At 55.1% G+C, this 15224-nt stretch carries 15 protein-coding genes; 6 read left to right on the forward strand and 9 right to left on the reverse strand.

The window, feature by feature from the left end; all coding sequences use genetic code 11:
• Positions 1-234: 234 nt before the first annotated feature.
• Together V2P20_RS17970 and V2P20_RS17975 are read left to right on the forward strand one after the other, a co-directional pair.
• Positions 235-654 carry a hypothetical protein gene (locus V2P20_RS17970; protein ID WP_331820747.1) on the forward strand — a complete coding sequence of 140 codons (420 nt, stop codon included), beginning with the start codon at positions 235-237 and terminating at the stop codon, positions 652-654.
• A 106-nt stretch (positions 655-760) separates the two neighbouring features.
• The gene (locus V2P20_RS17975; protein ID WP_331820749.1) at positions 761-1159 is read left to right on the forward strand and encodes a hypothetical protein; all 399 of its coding nucleotides are present in this window, start codon (positions 761-763) and stop codon (positions 1157-1159) included.
• A gap of 264 nt (positions 1160-1423) precedes the next feature.
• Here V2P20_RS17975 and V2P20_RS17980 read toward each other — a convergent pair whose 3' ends face one another.
• The 4 genes from V2P20_RS17980 to norR form a co-directional block, all read right to left on the reverse strand.
• Complete coding sequence (locus V2P20_RS17980; RefSeq protein WP_331820751.1) at positions 1424-1801, reverse strand: DUF4186 domain-containing protein; 378 nt, start codon at positions 1799-1801, stop codon at positions 1424-1426.
• A 91-nt stretch (positions 1802-1892) separates the two neighbouring features.
• Complete coding sequence (locus V2P20_RS17985; RefSeq protein WP_331820753.1) at positions 1893-4025, reverse strand: molybdopterin oxidoreductase family protein; 2133 nt, start codon at positions 4023-4025, stop codon at positions 1893-1895.
• Between the two features lie 374 nt (positions 4026-4399).
• Complete coding sequence (locus V2P20_RS17990) at positions 4400-4570, reverse strand: hypothetical protein (protein WP_331820755.1); 171 nt, start codon at positions 4568-4570, stop codon at positions 4400-4402.
• A 204-nt stretch (positions 4571-4774) separates the two neighbouring features.
• Positions 4775-6307 carry a nitric oxide reductase transcriptional regulator NorR gene (gene norR, locus V2P20_RS17995; protein WP_331820757.1) on the reverse strand — a complete coding sequence of 511 codons (1533 nt, stop codon included), beginning with the start codon at positions 6305-6307 and terminating at the stop codon, positions 4775-4777.
• A 12-nt stretch (positions 6308-6319) separates the two neighbouring features.
• Between norR and V2P20_RS18000 the strand changes: the two genes are divergently transcribed.
• The 4 genes from V2P20_RS18000 to V2P20_RS18015 all read left to right on the forward strand — a co-directional run bounded on the left by V2P20_RS18000 (position 6320) and on the right by V2P20_RS18015 (position 11004).
• Entirely contained in the window at positions 6320-6652 is a 333-nt protein-coding gene (locus tag V2P20_RS18000; RefSeq protein ID WP_331820759.1) for a hypothetical protein, read from the forward strand.
• Positions 6653-6784: 132 nt separating this feature from the next.
• On the forward strand, positions 6785-8365 hold the full coding sequence (locus V2P20_RS18005; RefSeq protein WP_331820761.1) for a DHA2 family efflux MFS transporter permease subunit: 1581 nt from the start codon (positions 6785-6787) through the stop codon (positions 8363-8365).
• On the forward strand, positions 8365-9810 hold the full coding sequence (locus V2P20_RS18010; protein WP_331820763.1) for an efflux transporter outer membrane subunit: 1446 nt from the start codon (positions 8365-8367) through the stop codon (positions 9808-9810). The genes V2P20_RS18005 and V2P20_RS18010 overlap by 1 nt, the downstream gene beginning before the upstream one ends.
• A 6-nt stretch (positions 9811-9816) precedes the next feature.
• Positions 9817-11004, forward strand: a complete 1188-nt coding sequence (locus V2P20_RS18015) for an efflux RND transporter periplasmic adaptor subunit (protein ID WP_331820765.1) — start codon at positions 9817-9819, stop codon at positions 11002-11004.
• Between the two features lie 382 nt (positions 11005-11386).
• On the opposite strand, the gene V2P20_RS18020 is transcribed toward V2P20_RS18015, so the two are convergent.
• The 5 genes from V2P20_RS18020 to V2P20_RS18040 form a co-directional block, all read right to left on the reverse strand.
• Entirely contained in the window at positions 11387-11719 is a 333-nt protein-coding gene (locus V2P20_RS18020; RefSeq protein ID WP_331820767.1) for a hypothetical protein, read from the reverse strand.
• Between the two features lie 18 nt (positions 11720-11737).
• Positions 11738-13252 carry an FAD-dependent oxidoreductase gene (locus tag V2P20_RS18025; protein ID WP_331820769.1) on the reverse strand — a complete coding sequence of 505 codons (1515 nt, stop codon included), beginning with the start codon at positions 13250-13252 and terminating at the stop codon, positions 11738-11740.
• Between the two features lie 187 nt (positions 13253-13439).
• Complete coding sequence (truC, locus tag V2P20_RS18030; RefSeq protein WP_331820771.1) at positions 13440-14168, reverse strand: tRNA pseudouridine(65) synthase TruC; 729 nt, start codon at positions 14166-14168, stop codon at positions 13440-13442.
• A complete protein-coding gene (locus tag V2P20_RS18035) occupies positions 14165-14437 on the reverse strand; it encodes a GIY-YIG nuclease family protein (RefSeq protein ID WP_331820773.1) in 273 nt (90 codons plus the stop codon). The genes truC and V2P20_RS18035 overlap by 4 nt, the downstream gene beginning before the upstream one ends.
• The gene (locus V2P20_RS18040) at positions 14437-15132 is read right to left on the reverse strand and encodes a VIT family protein (RefSeq protein ID WP_331820775.1); all 696 of its coding nucleotides are present in this window, start codon (positions 15130-15132) and stop codon (positions 14437-14439) included. The genes V2P20_RS18035 and V2P20_RS18040 overlap by 1 nt, the downstream gene beginning before the upstream one ends.
• Between the last annotated feature and the right edge of the window lie 92 nt (positions 15133-15224).

A 15224-nucleotide genomic window follows, 5' to 3' on the forward strand; every position in this document is an offset into this window, starting at 1 on the left:
AGAGATCGCAGAATATGTATCTCAAGTTCGATTCTCAATTATTGATGCATGTAATGTTCTCATTATGAAATATAAATCCTGATGGCCGTATGACGGATGCTTCGTATGATGGATTTGCCTTGGCATCCACCAATAAACGGAGCCTTAAAACCGTAATGTTCCATGATATTACCGGCCTGCTTGAAATGGCGGTTTGCTGCGCTAAACTGCCTTACCTCACTAATGAATCTATTCTTGAAAGCATTTGGTAGCAAATTTGAACCGCATCTTGATAAAGATGCGACCATCAAATTCATTTTAAATACTTTATTAATGGATCGAGATATTGATCGATTGATTGAGCTGTTAGATATTTCCCAAAATGTAGGAGGAATTGAAGGAGAACCAAGTTGGGAGCTTGAGCAGGCAGAAGATAAAGATAGAAGTTTACCCGGTTATTCTGAATGGTCAAATTGGGCGTATTTTAGGGCAACTGTCGATCCAGATTTTTATGAGTTAAGTCATCCAGAAGCCTATTATACAACAGAGGACTTTTTGAGATTTGTGAATCTAGCTGTTGCTGCGCACTTGGAAACTTATCCAGAAGAGCGTAATCGCTTAGCGGCTTTAATTACTTTATTTAAAAACTATGACCATATGATGGATGAATTGTAGTTCGTAGGGTGCTGTCGACGGCAGCATCATTCGCGATGCCTTAAATAAGGACAAATATGGAAATGTTTACATCGACAATGTTCATCCCAGATAGGAAATGAAGTAAATGAGAAAAGAACCTTTTGATCTTCGTTCAACAAAAGTAGCTGAGCCAGGCTGGGCAAAAAAATATTGTTTGAATAGGCTGTCAGAATTTAGAAATATTGAATCGGTATTCCACCATCTTATCAAAGACGGCGGCATCGGCGGAGATATCGAATGGGGCATTCATAGATGGGATGAAAATACAGAAACTGATTTTGAAGTGGGTAAGTTTGAAGGATATAGATATTATGTCGGAGAGCTTGAGCATGGTATACAAGGTCGTGGGGATATCGAAGAGTTTTCTTCGGATGAAGAGTTAAAAGATTCGCTGTCTTTATTAGCTAAGTTATATATAGAGACTCATTCGGGAGATCTGGTGAAGATTAAAAAGTTGGTCAAAGAATTAAATATTCCTTTTTAGAAATATTTGGGATCAAAATATTCGGAGTCAGAAAAACCTGACCAACAAAACAAACACATCTCTAGTCTAGAAAATACGATAAGATGCGCCAGTTCGGGATGCTGCCGACGACAGGAAACCTATCGTTCACGATCGATGCGCTTCACTATGTTCAGCGCAATAACCGAGGAGCCCGTATATGGGTTGCAGCATCAGTGAAAACCCAGCCATTAGAAAACAAATTGGCTGGGATTTCCTGAAGTTCCATCCCATCCCGGCCTGCGGCTACACCCCAGCTTGCCGCGTTTTATTAGCCATCTCGCCCTGGAGCCAGCGTTCAATCACCTTGATTGCATAAGCCTCCTGATCCGGCGTCAGAACATGGCCTTTAGGGATTCCATGCCATTTCTCCAGGCAGCCGCGGCAGCAGCAGGCGGTCGCGTGCTGGGCGACGAAAACCGGATGCCCGCGAAAAGGGGTTTGTTTGCCGTCATTGTCAATTACGGCCGGCGCCAGGCGTTTGGCGATAAAGTCCCGGGCATGATTGATGACTGTGGGCAGGCCTTTGGTTTTCAGATAAACGAGGTCCTTGCTCTGGAGATGGAATTTACGGCGGAAAGCCGATTTTGATAGAGCCGCGAAGAGTTCGTCTAAGTCACGCATTTTTTGAATTTAAACCACGAAGACTACGAAGTACACGAATTTTACCTGGATTTTTCTTCGTGTTCTTCGTAGTTCATCAATCCCCTTAAGACTAGCGCGCCACCGCTTCCACTTGCACCAGATTATCCGAAAACGTCGGCGCATGGCCCATGTTGACGAATTCGGCGGAGCTGATGACATTAACCGTGCCTTTGTTCAATTGCCGCCAATAGCCCAGTGTAGCGACAACGATGCCGGGATTGACGTCATCGGTGATTTTGGCGTCGCCCTCGAAACCGCCGCGGCCGTTGAAGACGCGGACCTTGTCGCCGTCCCTGATGCCGCGCGCCTCGGCGTCAACGGCATTGATCAGCACGAACTGTTCGCCTTGGCCGCGGATTTTCTGCGCCATGTTGGCGTAGCAGGAATTCAAAAAGCCGTGGCTCTTGGGCGAGATGATATTCAGCGGATATTTTTGAGCCAGCTCCGGATTGGTTGCAGCGGTTTCTCGGGAAGGCACATAGTCGGGCAGGGTGTCGAGCGGTTCGCCGGGCTGAAAATCAGCATACATCTGCCGGAAAGGCCCGGCTACGAAATTTCCGTTGGCGGCCGACTCAGATTTGAGCTCGCATTTGCCGGACGGCGTCGGGAAATTGCCTTCCTTGTGCGGCGCGCGCGTATCGGGTGTGCCGACTTTCAGGCGGGCATAGCCGTGCTTGCGCAGATAGGCCAGATCGATGCCTTCGCAAACCGGTGAGCTCCAGTCGATATAGCGTTCAAGGCATTCGGCGTCGGACCATTTGAACTGTTCCTCCTCAAAACCCATGCGTGCGGCCAGCCGCCGGAAGATTTCGTTGTTCGGCACGGCTTCGCCGGGCGACTCCACGCATTTGGCGTTGTAAGTCAGATAGAAATGGCCCCAGGACAGGATGATGTCTTCCATTTCGGCGCCCATCGAGGCTGGCAGGATGATGTCGGCATAGGCGGCCGTGTCGGAGATGAAATGTTCGGCCGACACCAGGAACAGATCCTCGCGCAGCAGGCCCTGGACGATCTTGTCGGTTTCGGGCGCCTGGGTTACGGGATTGGAATTCCAGCACATCATGGATTTGATCGGCGGGTCCAGCGGCAATTCGCCGGTCAGTGTGCGGCCGATCTGCAGATTGTTGACGACGCGCGTGCCTTTGGGGATCAGGTCCGGACGGCAGATCTGGTCGAACTTGTACGGATGCTCCCAGACCGGCATCTGGTAGATGCCGCCGCCTACATCGCGCCAAGCGCCGGTCAGGGCCGGCAGGCAGCAGACTGCGCGAATGGTCTGGCCGCCGCCGCGATGGCGTTCAAGCGCGACGCCGATGCGCATGGCGGCGGGCTTTGTGGCCGCGTATTCGCGCGCCAGCGTCCGGATGTCCTCGGCCGCGATGCCGGTGATCTCGGCGGCCCACTCCGGCGTGCGCGTTTTGGCGCGCTGGGCCAGTTCCTCATAACCGACGGTATGATTGGCGACGTAGTCCCGGTCGATCAGGCCTTCTTCGATGATCGTGTGGATCATGGCCATGGCCAGAGCGCCGTCGGTGCCGGGCTTGGGCGCGATGTGCCAGTCGGCCTGCTTGGCGGTCCTGGATGCGTAAGAGTCTATGACCACGACCTTGGCGCCTTTTTTCTTGGCGTCCACGACGAAATGCCAGTGGTGCAGGTTGGTGCTGACGCTGTTGCAGGCCCATATCACGATGTACTTGGCATGAACGAAACTCTCCGGGTCCAGCCCGCCGGTCGGGCCATTGGTCAGCAGCCAGGCCGTCGCCGAGCCCTCGCCGCAGAATGTGCGTTCGCAGACGGTCGCGCCCAGCCGGTTGAAGAAGGCATCGCCGCCGTTCAGTCCATGAACGAGGCCCTGGTTGCCCAGATAGCTGTAAGGGATGATAGCTTCGGCGCCGTATTCGGCAATGATGGCTTGCCAGCGCGTGGTAATTTCATCGAGGGCTTCATTCCAGGTGATGCGTTCGAATTGCCCGCTGCCTTTGGGCCCGGTGCGGCGCAGCGGATAGAGCACGCGGTCTGGATGGTAATGGCGTTTTTCAAAATCCTTCAATTTGACGCAGAGGCCGCCGCGGGTCATGGGGTGACCGGCGTTACCGGTGACGCCGGTCAGCTTGCTGTTCTCGACTTCAAACACCATGGCGCAGGTGTCTGGGCAATCGTGCGGGCAGGCTCCGGGATATGTGGTTTTTACGGCGGCGGCCATCTCAATCTCCTCTTGCGTTATTTAAGTTGTATCGATTCGCGACAATCCTGAGATGCTATCACGAATCTTTCCAACATCTCAACGAGGAGCAGGGCAGGGCCGGGCAATTGCGCTATGTTTTCTTTTTTCCAAAGATCAGTTCTGCACGATAACGGCCACTCAAACAAGCCCCCGGAGCTTGCGCTGGCGCAGGCTGTCTTTGCTAGGCCCGCTGTTATTGAACAGATTCAAAGCCGCTCGTCCGATTGAAGCCAGGTTTTCCGGCGAATGATCTTTCCGGCTCGGTTGTCGCCTTCGCCGAACTGAACATCCAGCCCCAATGCTGCTGATTAAAGCCAGCTTCAGCCATTTTCTGAAATGATTAATTATCACTGCTATTCCTTGTCGGCATAAAGATCGTCAACAAGCTTTTTGAACCAGACGGGAAGAAAAATGACGAGAAACAAACCGAGCGTGCTGGTAAGCGGGATGGGACCTACGCCCAACACGGTAAAAACTGTCAAAACTACAGCGCATTTGAGTCTGGCTCGGGTAGAAGGCTTCATAATAGGGCTTTTTCCTATTTGGGTTTACCGGATTCAATCATGACGGTATGACGCCTGAATTAAGAATGTTTTACCACGAAGAGCACGGGGAATACGAAGTTTTTCTTCAGCTTTTTCCGCAGCTTAAATGTAGGGTATGCATTGCGTACCTTTATTTAGATCTGAGTGATTTTAAAAGGTACGCAATGTGTAAATACGGCGCTATTACTTTATCTCCAGCCGCCTGGCTAGCCGGTGCAGGTTGCCGCGGTCCAGGCCCAGGCGGCGCGCCGTTTCCGACCAGTTCTGGCCGGCTTCGGCAAGCGCGGCGAGAATGCGTTCGCGCTGGAAATTCTCGACCGCCTGAGCGAGCGATAGCTCGGCGTTTTTGGCCGTTGTTCCGTCCGTACCTTTTTCGTTTTCGGTCATGATATCGAGATCGGCCGGTTCCAGCACCACCGATCGTCCCTGAATCGAAGCGGCGCGCAGGACGGCCCGCAGTATGACGTGCTCTAGTTCGCGGACGTTGCCGGGCCAAGGATAAGTGTTGAGCAATTCGATGGTCGCCGGCGCCATGCGGACATGATCCAGGCCAAGGCGTGCGCGGGCCTGGGCCAGAAAGTAATCGGCCAGCAGCGCGATGTCGTCGACCCGCTCCCGCAACGGCGGCACATGCAGCGGATAGACGCTGAGCCGGTGGTAGAGGTCGGCCCGAAACCGCCCTTCCTTGACTTCCTCGGCCAGATGCCGGTTGGTTGCGGCAATGATCCTGACGTCGGCGCGGTGGCTTTTGTCCGAGCCCAGGCGCTGGATTTCCCCGAACTGGACCGCGCGCAGCAGCTTGGCCTGGATCGAAAGCGGCAGTTCCCCGACTTCATCCAGGAACAGCGTGCCGCCGTTGGCGAGTTCGAACTTGCCGGCGCGGTCGGTGTTGGCGCCGCTGAAGGCGCCGCGCACGTGCCCGAACAGTTCGCTCTCGGCCAGCGACTCGGGCAGCGCTGCGCAATTCACATAAACCAAAGGCTGGCCGGCCCTTAGCGAGCGGGCATGAATGACGCGGGCGACCACTTCCTTGCCGACGCCAGTTTCTCCCAACAACAGAACCGTCAGATCGGATTTGGAAACAATATCGATTTCACGACTCAAACGCTGCATGGCCGGACTTTCTCCCAGCGCCTGGTTGCTGCGCTGCAAGGTCTCATTGACCAGTTCGCTGGCGACCAGCTCCCGATGCTTGGCCAGACGCTCCAGCGTACTGATATAGGTCTCGTAGCGCAATGATACGGTGGCGAGCGCGGCGAAAGTCTGGAAGACCTGGTCGTCGATATGATCGAACGCGCCGGGCTCCAAGGCATCGGCTGACAGTACGCCGAACAGCGTGTTCTCGTTATAAAGACTGCAGCCGACGCAGGCGTGAACGCCCAGCCGGCCGCCGGCATCGTTCAGCAGCATCGCATCGTAAGGATCGGGTTTGCTGTCATTGGCGGCGAACCGGACCGGTGTTCGCGATTGAATGATGGCGGCCAGCCGCGGATGCTGCTCCGGCCGGAATGTCTGTTCCTGCACTTTCGGCGACAGACCGTAGGTTGCGACCGGGACCAGGACGCCATCCTGATAGCGCAGCAGGGCACAGGCATGGTTGCCGGTGATTTTCGCAAAGATGTTCAGAAATCCGGTGTAGCGATCCTTCATGGAAAGATTCGCTGTCAGGCTCAGGACGACGGCGCGGATGGCCTCGTCCAAGGGGGCAAATTTCAAAGCGGTATTCATATGAAGGCAAGTAGTCAATTTGATACAGAGTGTGTCAATAAGACATCACCATGTCCAGCTTTATCTACGCTGGTTTGTCTATTAATGAATGAGGGCATTCGTTTGCTGGTATTGGTTGATGTGATGTCATTTAGACATCATCTCAATTTGGTTGTTAAAAATATCATGCAAATACAACAGCTTAAGAGTTGGCATGCATTGTGCTATATGGCTTTGGATTATCCGGTCAGCGTTATAACGCGTGTGCCGAATTTATATTTCATGAGCTTAGGACCCTTTTACAGAAAAGGGGACTTAGATGCTCAGCATAACTTATGGACGGCAATGCCGTAAAAAGCCTGGGCATGGCATTAGTTGTATCGAATCGATATTTATCGATACAATTGCAGCGATACGGGCGACGAGAAATCTGAAATCTTTAAACGGCAGGCTGGCGCCTGCAGGGGAATAGTAAGTCAGGCACTCATGGCGATCATCTACAGTAAACGGCTTCGCGGCTGGCGTTTTGGTTTGTTCAATCTCTGCATGGGTCTGGGGCATGCCGTCGTTATTTTCAATGCCGGCGCCTATATCGCCATGCTGCCGCGCGTGGCCGGAGGGTTGGGCATTCCTCCCAGTTTCGCGACCTGGACCCAGACCGACTACATGATCGGCCTGGCCCTGGCTTTCCCGGTGGGCGGCTGGCTGTCGCGCCGCCTCGGCGAATACCGGCCGTTCGTGGCGGCCTTCATCGTTTTCGCGCTGGCTTCGTTTATCTGCGCCTATGCCACATCGTTATACGTTTATCTGGCCGGGCGCATTCTGCTCGGATTTTCCGGCGGAGTGACGCTGCCTCTGGGGCAGTCCATGATCATAAAGGAATATCCCGACAAGCGTAAATCTATAGGAATCGGTGTCTGGAGCCTGTTTACATTGACGCCTTTTACGTTCGGACCGCCGATCGGCGGCTGGATAGCCGATAACCTGGGCTGGCGCTGGCTGTTCATGTTCAACATTCCGATTGCGCTGGCGATCGCCGGCATCGTCGGCGCGCTGCTGTACCGGCGAGGCTACAAGCCGATCCAGCGCCGTTTCGACACGGTCGGCTTTGCGCTGCTGGTCGTTGTCCTGGGCGGTTTTCAGACTCTGCTGAATCAGGGCAATGACTGGGACTGGTTCAATTCAAGCTATATCACAACCTTGACGGCGGTTATAGTCATTACCTTGATGGGTTGGATAGTCTGGGAATTGAGCATCAAGCATCCTTTCCTGGATCTTACCCTGTTCGCGCACCGGAATTTTACGATCGGCGCCCTGATCATGTTCACCGGTTTTTTGTGCTTTCAGGGGCTTCTGTCGCTATTGATTGTACAGCTTCAGCTGGCGCTGGGTTATTCCTCCTGGCTGGCAGGACTGGTATTTTTGCCTATGGCGATTTTCGCGAAGCCCGTGGCCGGGGTGTTTCACGAAATCGTCAAGCGCTTCGATGCGCGCCTGCTGGCTTTTTTTAATTTGCTGGGCTTCGCGGCGACTTACTTCTGGCTGAGCTGCTTCTATGTGAGCGATGCCTATGATCAGCTGTTCTGGCCCAAGCTGCTGGAAGGGGTCTGCCTGGGCAGTTTCTTTGTGCCATTGACGGCGCTGCTGCTGCATGGATTGCCGCCAGAGCGCCAGTGGCGGGCCGTGGAGCTGGCCAGCCTCATGCGCATCGCGGCCGGCGCTATCGGCATCGCGTTGAACGGTATTGTCCTCTACCGCCGGGCTCCGTTCCATATGACGCGCTTCGCCGAAGAGCATACTGTTTTTGACCCGATTTACGACCAATCATTGGATATCCTGGTCGAGGCAGGCTTTACAGAGTCTACGGCCCTCGCCAAGTTTGCAAAACTGGCGGCGCGTGAGTCGGCCATCCGGGCTATCAATGACGCCTACTGGATTGCCGGTTGCATTTTCGTCGGCATGGCGATTCTGGTCTGGTTTGCGTATCCGACCCGGCAGCCTGCCAAGCGCACGCGGGAACAGGCCCTGCGGCGCACCGCTCAGGAATTACTCGACGAGGAGCCGTGATGAGCAAATATCATACAATCCGCGCTTTGCCGTTTACAGTCATATTGGTAGCGCTGTCCGGCTGCGCCTGGTTTGGAGAAGAAACCAAGCGCGCCGAGATGATCGCCATGCCGGCCATGGAGCGGACATTATCGGAGGCGCATGGGGCGCTGCCTGCCGATGGCAAATGGCCGGAGCAGGTCTGGTGGCAGATTTTCGGCAATGCGGAGCTGAATCGCCTGATTGAAACGGCCGTGGCCGATAATCCGGGCTTCAAGGCCACAGAGGCGCGCCTGCGTCAGTCACAGGCCATGGTTGATGCGCAGGCGGCCGAGCTTTATCCGACTGTCGACGCCAATGTCACTTTTACCGCCCAGCGTTTCTCGGCCAACAGCACCGAAGCCAAGCTTGCCGGTGATCACTTCCGCAAGCTGGTGATCAACCCGTTCATACTGCGCTATCATATTGACTTCTGGGGACAGGACAAGGCGGCGTTGGATGCAGCCGTCGGCGAGGCCTTGGCCGCCCAGGCCGAGCTGGCCGACGCCCGGCTGGTGCTGTCTGTGGCTGTCGCGAACAGCTATTTCGATCTGGCGGCCGCTATTGAAAAACTGAATATGGTCAAGGCGATTGTGGCCTACCGGGAAAACCTGACAAAGCTGGAGCAGGTGCGTGTGGATACAGGCCTTGCCGCTACGACGCCATTGCTGTACTCGCAGACGCAGCTGGGCGTGGTGCGAGAAATCGAGGCCGCTAGCAGGGCCGAGGTCGAGCTGCAAAAGAATCTGCTGGCCACGCTGGCCGGCAAGGGGCCTGACTGGGGGCGGAGCATCACGGTCGAGCGCTCCGCCTTTCCGAAGCGCCTGGCATTGCCTGGCAATTTGCCGCTGCATCTGCTGGCGCACCGGCCTGATGTCACGGCTGCACGGCTAAGAGCGGAAGCTGCGGCCCATGAAATCAAGGTCGCCGAGACAGCCTTTTACCCGGATGTCAACCTGATCGCTTTTGCCGGCCTGCACAGCGTCAGCATGACGGATGTGATATTGCAGGGCTCCAGCCTTGCCTATGCAGTCGGTCCGTCTATCGATTTGCCGATATTTGAAGGCGGTCGGCTGCGCGCCAATCTGAGTTATAAGGAAGCAGCCTACGATGCCGCCGTGGAGCGGTACAACAACAGCCTGCTTCACGCCGTTCAGGAAGTCGCCGATTCCCTGACCCGCTGGCGCGACATCGACACGCGCCTGACCGAACAGCGCCAGACCGTGGACGCCATCGCCGGAACCAGCCGCCTTGCAGAGACCTTGAACCGCACCGGGCTCAACAATCGCAGCGAATTGCTGGAAGCGAGCGCCGTCGAATATGAGCAACGCTATCGATTAGCCGTGCTGGAAGGCGAGCATTTCAAGGCCGCCGTTCAGGTCATCAAGGCATTGGGGGGCGGCTATTCCAATGATAAGGAGCATTAATTAAATATGGGCAATAACATCATCCGCCCCAAAGAAATCATGCGTGCGCGTAGCCGGCGCCTGAAAACGGTGACGCTGATCGTCTTGCTGGCGAGCGTCGCTTATTTCGGCTATTACTGGTATGCCAGCCGGAATTGGGTATCCACCGACGATGCTTTCGTCACCGGGCATCTGGTCACGCTGAAGGCGCAGACGGAGGGGACGGTCGTCGAGATTCTGGCCGAAAACACGCAGGCTGTGAAAAAAGGCGACGTATTGGTCCGGCTCGACGGCAATATTGCCCAAATCGCTCTGCAGCTGGCGCAGGCCGAACTGGGCGAGACTGTGCGCGACATCATCACGCTGACGGCGAAAATCGATACGCTGAGCCAGCGCATCATCGCCCGGCAGGCCACGTTGAACCAGGTACGGCACGATCTCAAGCGCTTTATCGCCGCCGCGCAGGACGGCGCGGTTTCAGACCAGCAAGTGCAAAACGCGCAGGACAAGATTCGCGAACTGGAGGCCGCGATCCAGGAGGCCCGGGCCGAAAAAGCCGGTGTCGAAGCCCAGGTCAAGGGCGTGCCGGTCGAGCGCCATCCGGCTGTTGAAAAAGCCAAGAGCCATGTGCGGCGCGCCTTTCTGGATTATCACCGCCGCAACGTAGTCGCGCCGGTGTCAGGCTATGTCGCCAAGCGCCGCGTCCAGGTCGGCGACAACGTCAAGGCTGGCGCTGTGCTGCTTGCGATCGTGCCGCTGGACGACCTGTGGATCGATGCCAATTTTCTGGAGACGCAGATCGCAGGCATTCGCCCTGGGCAGTCGGCTGAAATCAGGGTTGACGCCTACGGCAAGGACCTGATCTACCACGGCAGGGTAGAAGGGCTCAACCCCGGCACCGGCAGTACGTTTGCGCTGTTGCCCACCGATAACGCTACCGGCAACTTCATCCATATTGCAGAACGCCTGCCGGTGCGCATCGGGCTGGACCCCAAGGATCTGAAGGAAAATCCCCTGCAGCCGGGCCTGTCCACGCTGACGCGCGTCAATATCAGCGAAACGGGCGAGCCATTGTTGACATCTTCGGCCAGTACGGCTGGAGATGCTTACCGGACCAGCATTTACGATAATGAGCTGGATGGCGTGGAGTCGTTGATAAAGCGGATCATCGAAGAGAACAGCGTGCCGGGCAGTCAGATTAAAGCCCTGCAATAAAGAGCCGCATTGCGGGGGCGACTTCGCCTGCCAACAGTAGGCGCTTTAGGCGAAGCGCCTACTGTTGGCAGTCGCCTTGATGTCTTGCAGCAGATTGCAGTCGCAGTTGGACGGGGCATGTTGTCCCGTCCGGAACGTTTGGCGATGGTTAAGCGCAGCCATTTAGCTCAAATACCGCAAAACGTTAGGGACGGGATTGCAAATCCCGCCCTTCTCCTGGCTCCCCAGCCTGCTCTATAGCTGGACGGGACATGTTGTCCCGTTCGGAATGTTTGGCGATGATTAACTGCAGTTGTTTAGCAAGTATCGTAGAAACGTTAGGGCGGGGCTACAAGCCCCGCCCCGCTATAGGGAGCGCAGCCATTTAGCTCAGATATCGCTATCAAAACGCAAATTTCAACAGCAAAATAAAGCCGGCCACAGCAATCAGCCCATGAAGCAGGGCTAACCATTTAGGCATGGAACTGGTAGTTAGGTCGCGGGCTATCAGGACGAATCCGCCGAGCGCCGCGATAATGAACAAAATCAGGCTTGCGGTGGGCGCCGGGCTGTATTGAAAGGCATAGACGATAAGCAACACAAGCCCTGCGGCGGCCAAAGGCCCGTGTATGAACGTTACGGCTTTGGGCGTTTCTTTCCCTCTCAGCACGAAGGTCAACAGAAAAATGCCGAGTAGAGCTGCAAGTGAAAATAAGACGATGGCTGCAATAATCATTGCCTGGCTCTCCCAAAATCAGTGCTGGTTGTTGGCTTTTTTTTTCGGCAAATTCACTATAGCGGGTCCTTCGATCACCTGGCCATCAATCGTAAAACGGCTGCCGTGGCAGGGACAATCCCAGCTTTTTTCTTCTTCGTTCCAGTTGACGATGCATTTCATATGCGTGCAAACGGCTGAAACCTGGTGCAGTTCGCCGGCTTCATCCCGGTAGACGGCAAATTTTTCGCCTTTTATATCGATCGTTTTGCCTTCATCGGGCAATATGCCGGAAAGCCGCTCAACTTCAGCTTTATAAGGGATATCTTTCATGTAATCCATGAACACGTGGATGCTCTCTTTTATGAAGCGGCCCGCCGATTTGAGCGGATTGTGCCGGCGGGGATCGTAAAGCTTGGACCAAGGGTTTTCGATGCCCAGAATCAGGTCGCTGATGATCATGGCGCCCAGCGTGCCATACGTCAGCCCGTCCGCGGCAAAGCCCGTGGCAATGTAAACATTGGCTTTATCGTTAGTGGCGCCTATGTAAGGCAAGCCGTCGGCCGATTTATAGCTCTGCGCGCTCCAGCGGTAGTCGACGGACTTCACATCGAAGCGGTCTCTGGCATAGGCTTCCAGGCTCTGATAACAGACTTCATTGTTTTTCTTGTGGCCGACTTTATGCGATTCGCCCAGAACAAGCAGATAGTTTTCACCGTTTCTGCTGGTGTACGAGCGTATGGAATAGTGATTGGAATCGCTTCTGACCCAGAAAATGCCTTCAGGATAGCTGCTTGAGTTCAGTTTGACGGCAATCGCGTATTCCCTGTAAGGCCCCAGCAGAGCATGAATGGCGAAGACGCCTTTGGGGGAGTGCGTGGCATGGATGATTTTACCTGCCGTCACGGTGCCGTTTTCTGTATGCAGAATGTTCGGGGAGCCCTCTGTAATGCGAGTGACCGGGGTATTTTCGAATAGTGTGCAGCCTGTCCCGTGAATATGTGCGGCCAGTGCTTTTACATACTGCATGGGATTGAATTGCGCCTGACCCTCGACACGAAGGGCTTTGCTGATAATGAAAGGCAAAGGGGCTGCGCTGTCCAGATAAGCATCCAGACCCGCATCGAGACAGGCTTTATATTCTTTTTCGACAAGTTTATCGCTATTCCCGGTTTCCGATAATAGACGCCAGGGCCGCCTGTGAAAGTCGCATTCAAGAGAGAAGCCATGAATGATATTTTCTATCTGTTGGACGGCGGCGGCCCGTGAGGCGGCCACGGCCTGAATCGTTTCCGTATCGAACTTGAGCTGGAGTTTTTTCAACATTTCTCCAACAGTGGCGTAGAGATTGCCGGTAGAAAAACCGGTCGTGCTGCCGCCGATATCCCGCGCCTCAAGCACGGCGACGCTTTTGCCCGCATTCGCCAATAAGTAAGCAGCAGTTATGCCGGTAATGCCGCCGCCGACAATGGCGACATCTACGTTTAAATCTTCCTGTAGAGAACTGTAACGGCTGGCTTCGGCATCGTCTTTCCAAAGGGAAGTCTTCTTCATAAATACCTCTGTCCATGAACAAATCAGGGAAAATTTACTGAAGTTTACCGGTTAAAAAAGTGCTGTATATGATAAAAATCAGAGGAAGTAGATCGGTCAAATTAATCGTAGGGCACGGCATTGCGTACCTTTCTATGAGCGCAGTACTTGGGCAGATTCTAAAAGATACGCAATGCGTGCCTTACATCTAAAACTGGCCGGGTAAATTTTCCCAGCCCAGTTCCGTTATGACACGGCTGTAAACCTGATCAAGCGGAGCTGTAATGTCCACTGGCCGGCCGGAATAGGGATGGGCGAACGCCAGGCCGGTCGCCGCCAGAAGCAGTTGACGGCAGTCGAAATGCGTCCTGAAAAAATCGTTGTGTCGGCCGTCGCCGTGCGTGGTGTCGCCGACGATGGGGTGGAAAATATGCTTCATGTGCCGCCTGATCTGATGCTTGCGCCCGGTTTCGGGCGATAGTCGGAGCAGGGAATAGCGGCAGCTCGGGTAGCGCCCTACCGCGTGGGGCAACTCGACTGTCGCCAGGCGCCGGTAATGGGTCACGGCAGGTTGCGCCTGCTTGTTCGGGTCGGCTTTGGCATCGGTCATTTTGTCCAGTTCTTCCTTCAGGGGATAATCGATGGTGGCCATTTCAGAGGTATGTCCGCGCACGACGGCCAGATAGGTTTTCCTGATGCTATCGCTCATGAATGCAGCCATCATGCGTCTGGCCGCTTCGGGTCTCAATGCGAACAATAGTACCCCGGCGGTCGGTTTATCGAGCCGGTGCACCGGAAACACGCGGCGGCCGAGCTGGTCACGCAGCATTTGCACGGCAAACCGGGTTTCATGCCGGTCGATTTCGGAACGGTGCACGAGCAGACCGGCCGGTTTATTGACGGCGACGTAATAGTCATCCTGATAAAGAATTTTCATAAGATAAAATCGATTATTCGGTTCAAGTCTGAGGAGATCAACTGTAATTTATCGGGGCGGGGCAGTTTTTTGATGGCGAATTCGCGTTTGCTGGCGGAGCTGCGGTCGTGGCCGGTTTCGACATAAACCAGCTCTTTGGGCTGGCGTCCGCGAAAATACTTGGCGCCCAGTCCGCTGGTATGCTCATGAAAGCGCCTGTGGACGTCATTGGTAATGCCCGTGTAGAGCGAATCATCGGTGCAACGGATGATATAAACGGACCAGCGCATCAGACGGCAGTGCCGAAGACAGAACCGACAGCGGCCGTCAAACCCATGGCTAGCGCGCCCCAGAACGTGACGCGCCAGGCGCCTTTGAGCCGGCTTGCGCCGCCGGTGTAGGCTGCAAGCATGCCGAGCAAGGCGAGGCATAGCAGCGATGACGTAATCACCGATGCCAACAAATAGGCGGCAGGGGCGATCAGTATAACCAATAAAGGCATGAGCGCGCCGACGGCAAATGTGGCGGCCGACGTCAACGCGGCCTGAATCGGGCGGGCGGACACCGTCGACGAGATGCCCAGCTCATCGCGGGCATGCGCTTCCAGGGCATCGTGTTGCATCAGCTGTTCAGCAACCTGCTCGGCCAGGCTTGGTTCCAGGCCGCGTTGGATATAAATGGCCGCCAGTTCATTTTTCTCATAGGGTTCATTTTCATCGAGTTCCCTGAGTTCTCGGGCCAGATCGGCCTGTTCGGTATCGGCCTGGGAACTGACCGATACGTATTCTCCCGCGGCCATCGACATGGCGCCGGCTACCAGCCCCGCCACACCGGCCAATATGATTTCGTTAAGGGCTGCGTTGGAAGCAGCAAAGCCGGCGATTAAGCTCGCGGTGGATACGATGCCGTCGTTGGCGCCTAAAACGGCCGCGCGCAGCCAGCCTATGCGATGGGTGCGATGGGTTTCGGGATGATGGCGGGGCATGGGCTGTCCTTAAATAAAGGAGATCGGTTCATCGTGGCGGCGCAGCTTTCAGAAGTGCCGGCTCATGGCTCTGTAAAGGTACGCGATGCGTA

The sequence above is a fragment of the Methylobacter sp. Wu1 genome, assembly GCF_036553575.1.
Classification (GTDB): domain Bacteria; phylum Pseudomonadota; class Gammaproteobacteria; order Methylococcales; family Methylomonadaceae; genus Methylobacter.

Bases quoted from the DNA above. Each gene is read 5' to 3' on its own strand.
- truC (WP_331820771.1), bottom strand. From the start codon at position 14,168: ATGAAAATTCTTTATCAGGATGACTATTACGTCGCCGTCAATAAACCG.
- V2P20_RS17985 (WP_331820753.1), bottom strand. From the start codon at position 4,025: ATGGCCGCCGCCGTAAAAACCACATATCCCGGAGCCTGCCCGCACGAT.
- V2P20_RS18035 (WP_331820773.1), bottom strand. From the start codon at position 14,437: ATGCGCTGGTCCGTTTATATCATCCGTTGCACCGATGATTCGCTCTAC.
- V2P20_RS18040 (WP_331820775.1), bottom strand. From the start codon at position 15,132: ATGCCCCGCCATCATCCCGAAACCCATCGCACCCATCGCATAGGCTGG.
- V2P20_RS18025 (WP_331820769.1), bottom strand. From the start codon at position 13,252: ATGAAGAAGACTTCCCTTTGGAAAGACGATGCCGAAGCCAGCCGTTAC.
- V2P20_RS17980 (WP_331820751.1), bottom strand. From the start codon at position 1,801: ATGCGTGACTTAGACGAACTCTTCGCGGCTCTATCAAAATCGGCTTTC.
- V2P20_RS18005 (WP_331820761.1), top strand. From the start codon at position 6,785: ATGGCGATCATCTACAGTAAACGGCTTCGCGGCTGGCGTTTTGGTTTG.
- V2P20_RS18000 (WP_331820759.1), top strand. From the start codon at position 6,320: ATGAAGGCAAGTAGTCAATTTGATACAGAGTGTGTCAATAAGACATCA.
- V2P20_RS18015 (WP_331820765.1), top strand. From the start codon at position 9,817: ATGGGCAATAACATCATCCGCCCCAAAGAAATCATGCGTGCGCGTAGC.
- V2P20_RS17975 (WP_331820749.1), top strand. From the start codon at position 761: ATGAGAAAAGAACCTTTTGATCTTCGTTCAACAAAAGTAGCTGAGCCA.
- V2P20_RS18020 (WP_331820767.1), bottom strand. From the start codon at position 11,719: ATGATTATTGCAGCCATCGTCTTATTTTCACTTGCAGCTCTACTCGGC.
- V2P20_RS18010 (WP_331820763.1), top strand. From the start codon at position 8,365: ATGAGCAAATATCATACAATCCGCGCTTTGCCGTTTACAGTCATATTG.
- V2P20_RS17990 (WP_331820755.1), bottom strand. From the start codon at position 4,570: ATGAAGCCTTCTACCCGAGCCAGACTCAAATGCGCTGTAGTTTTGACA.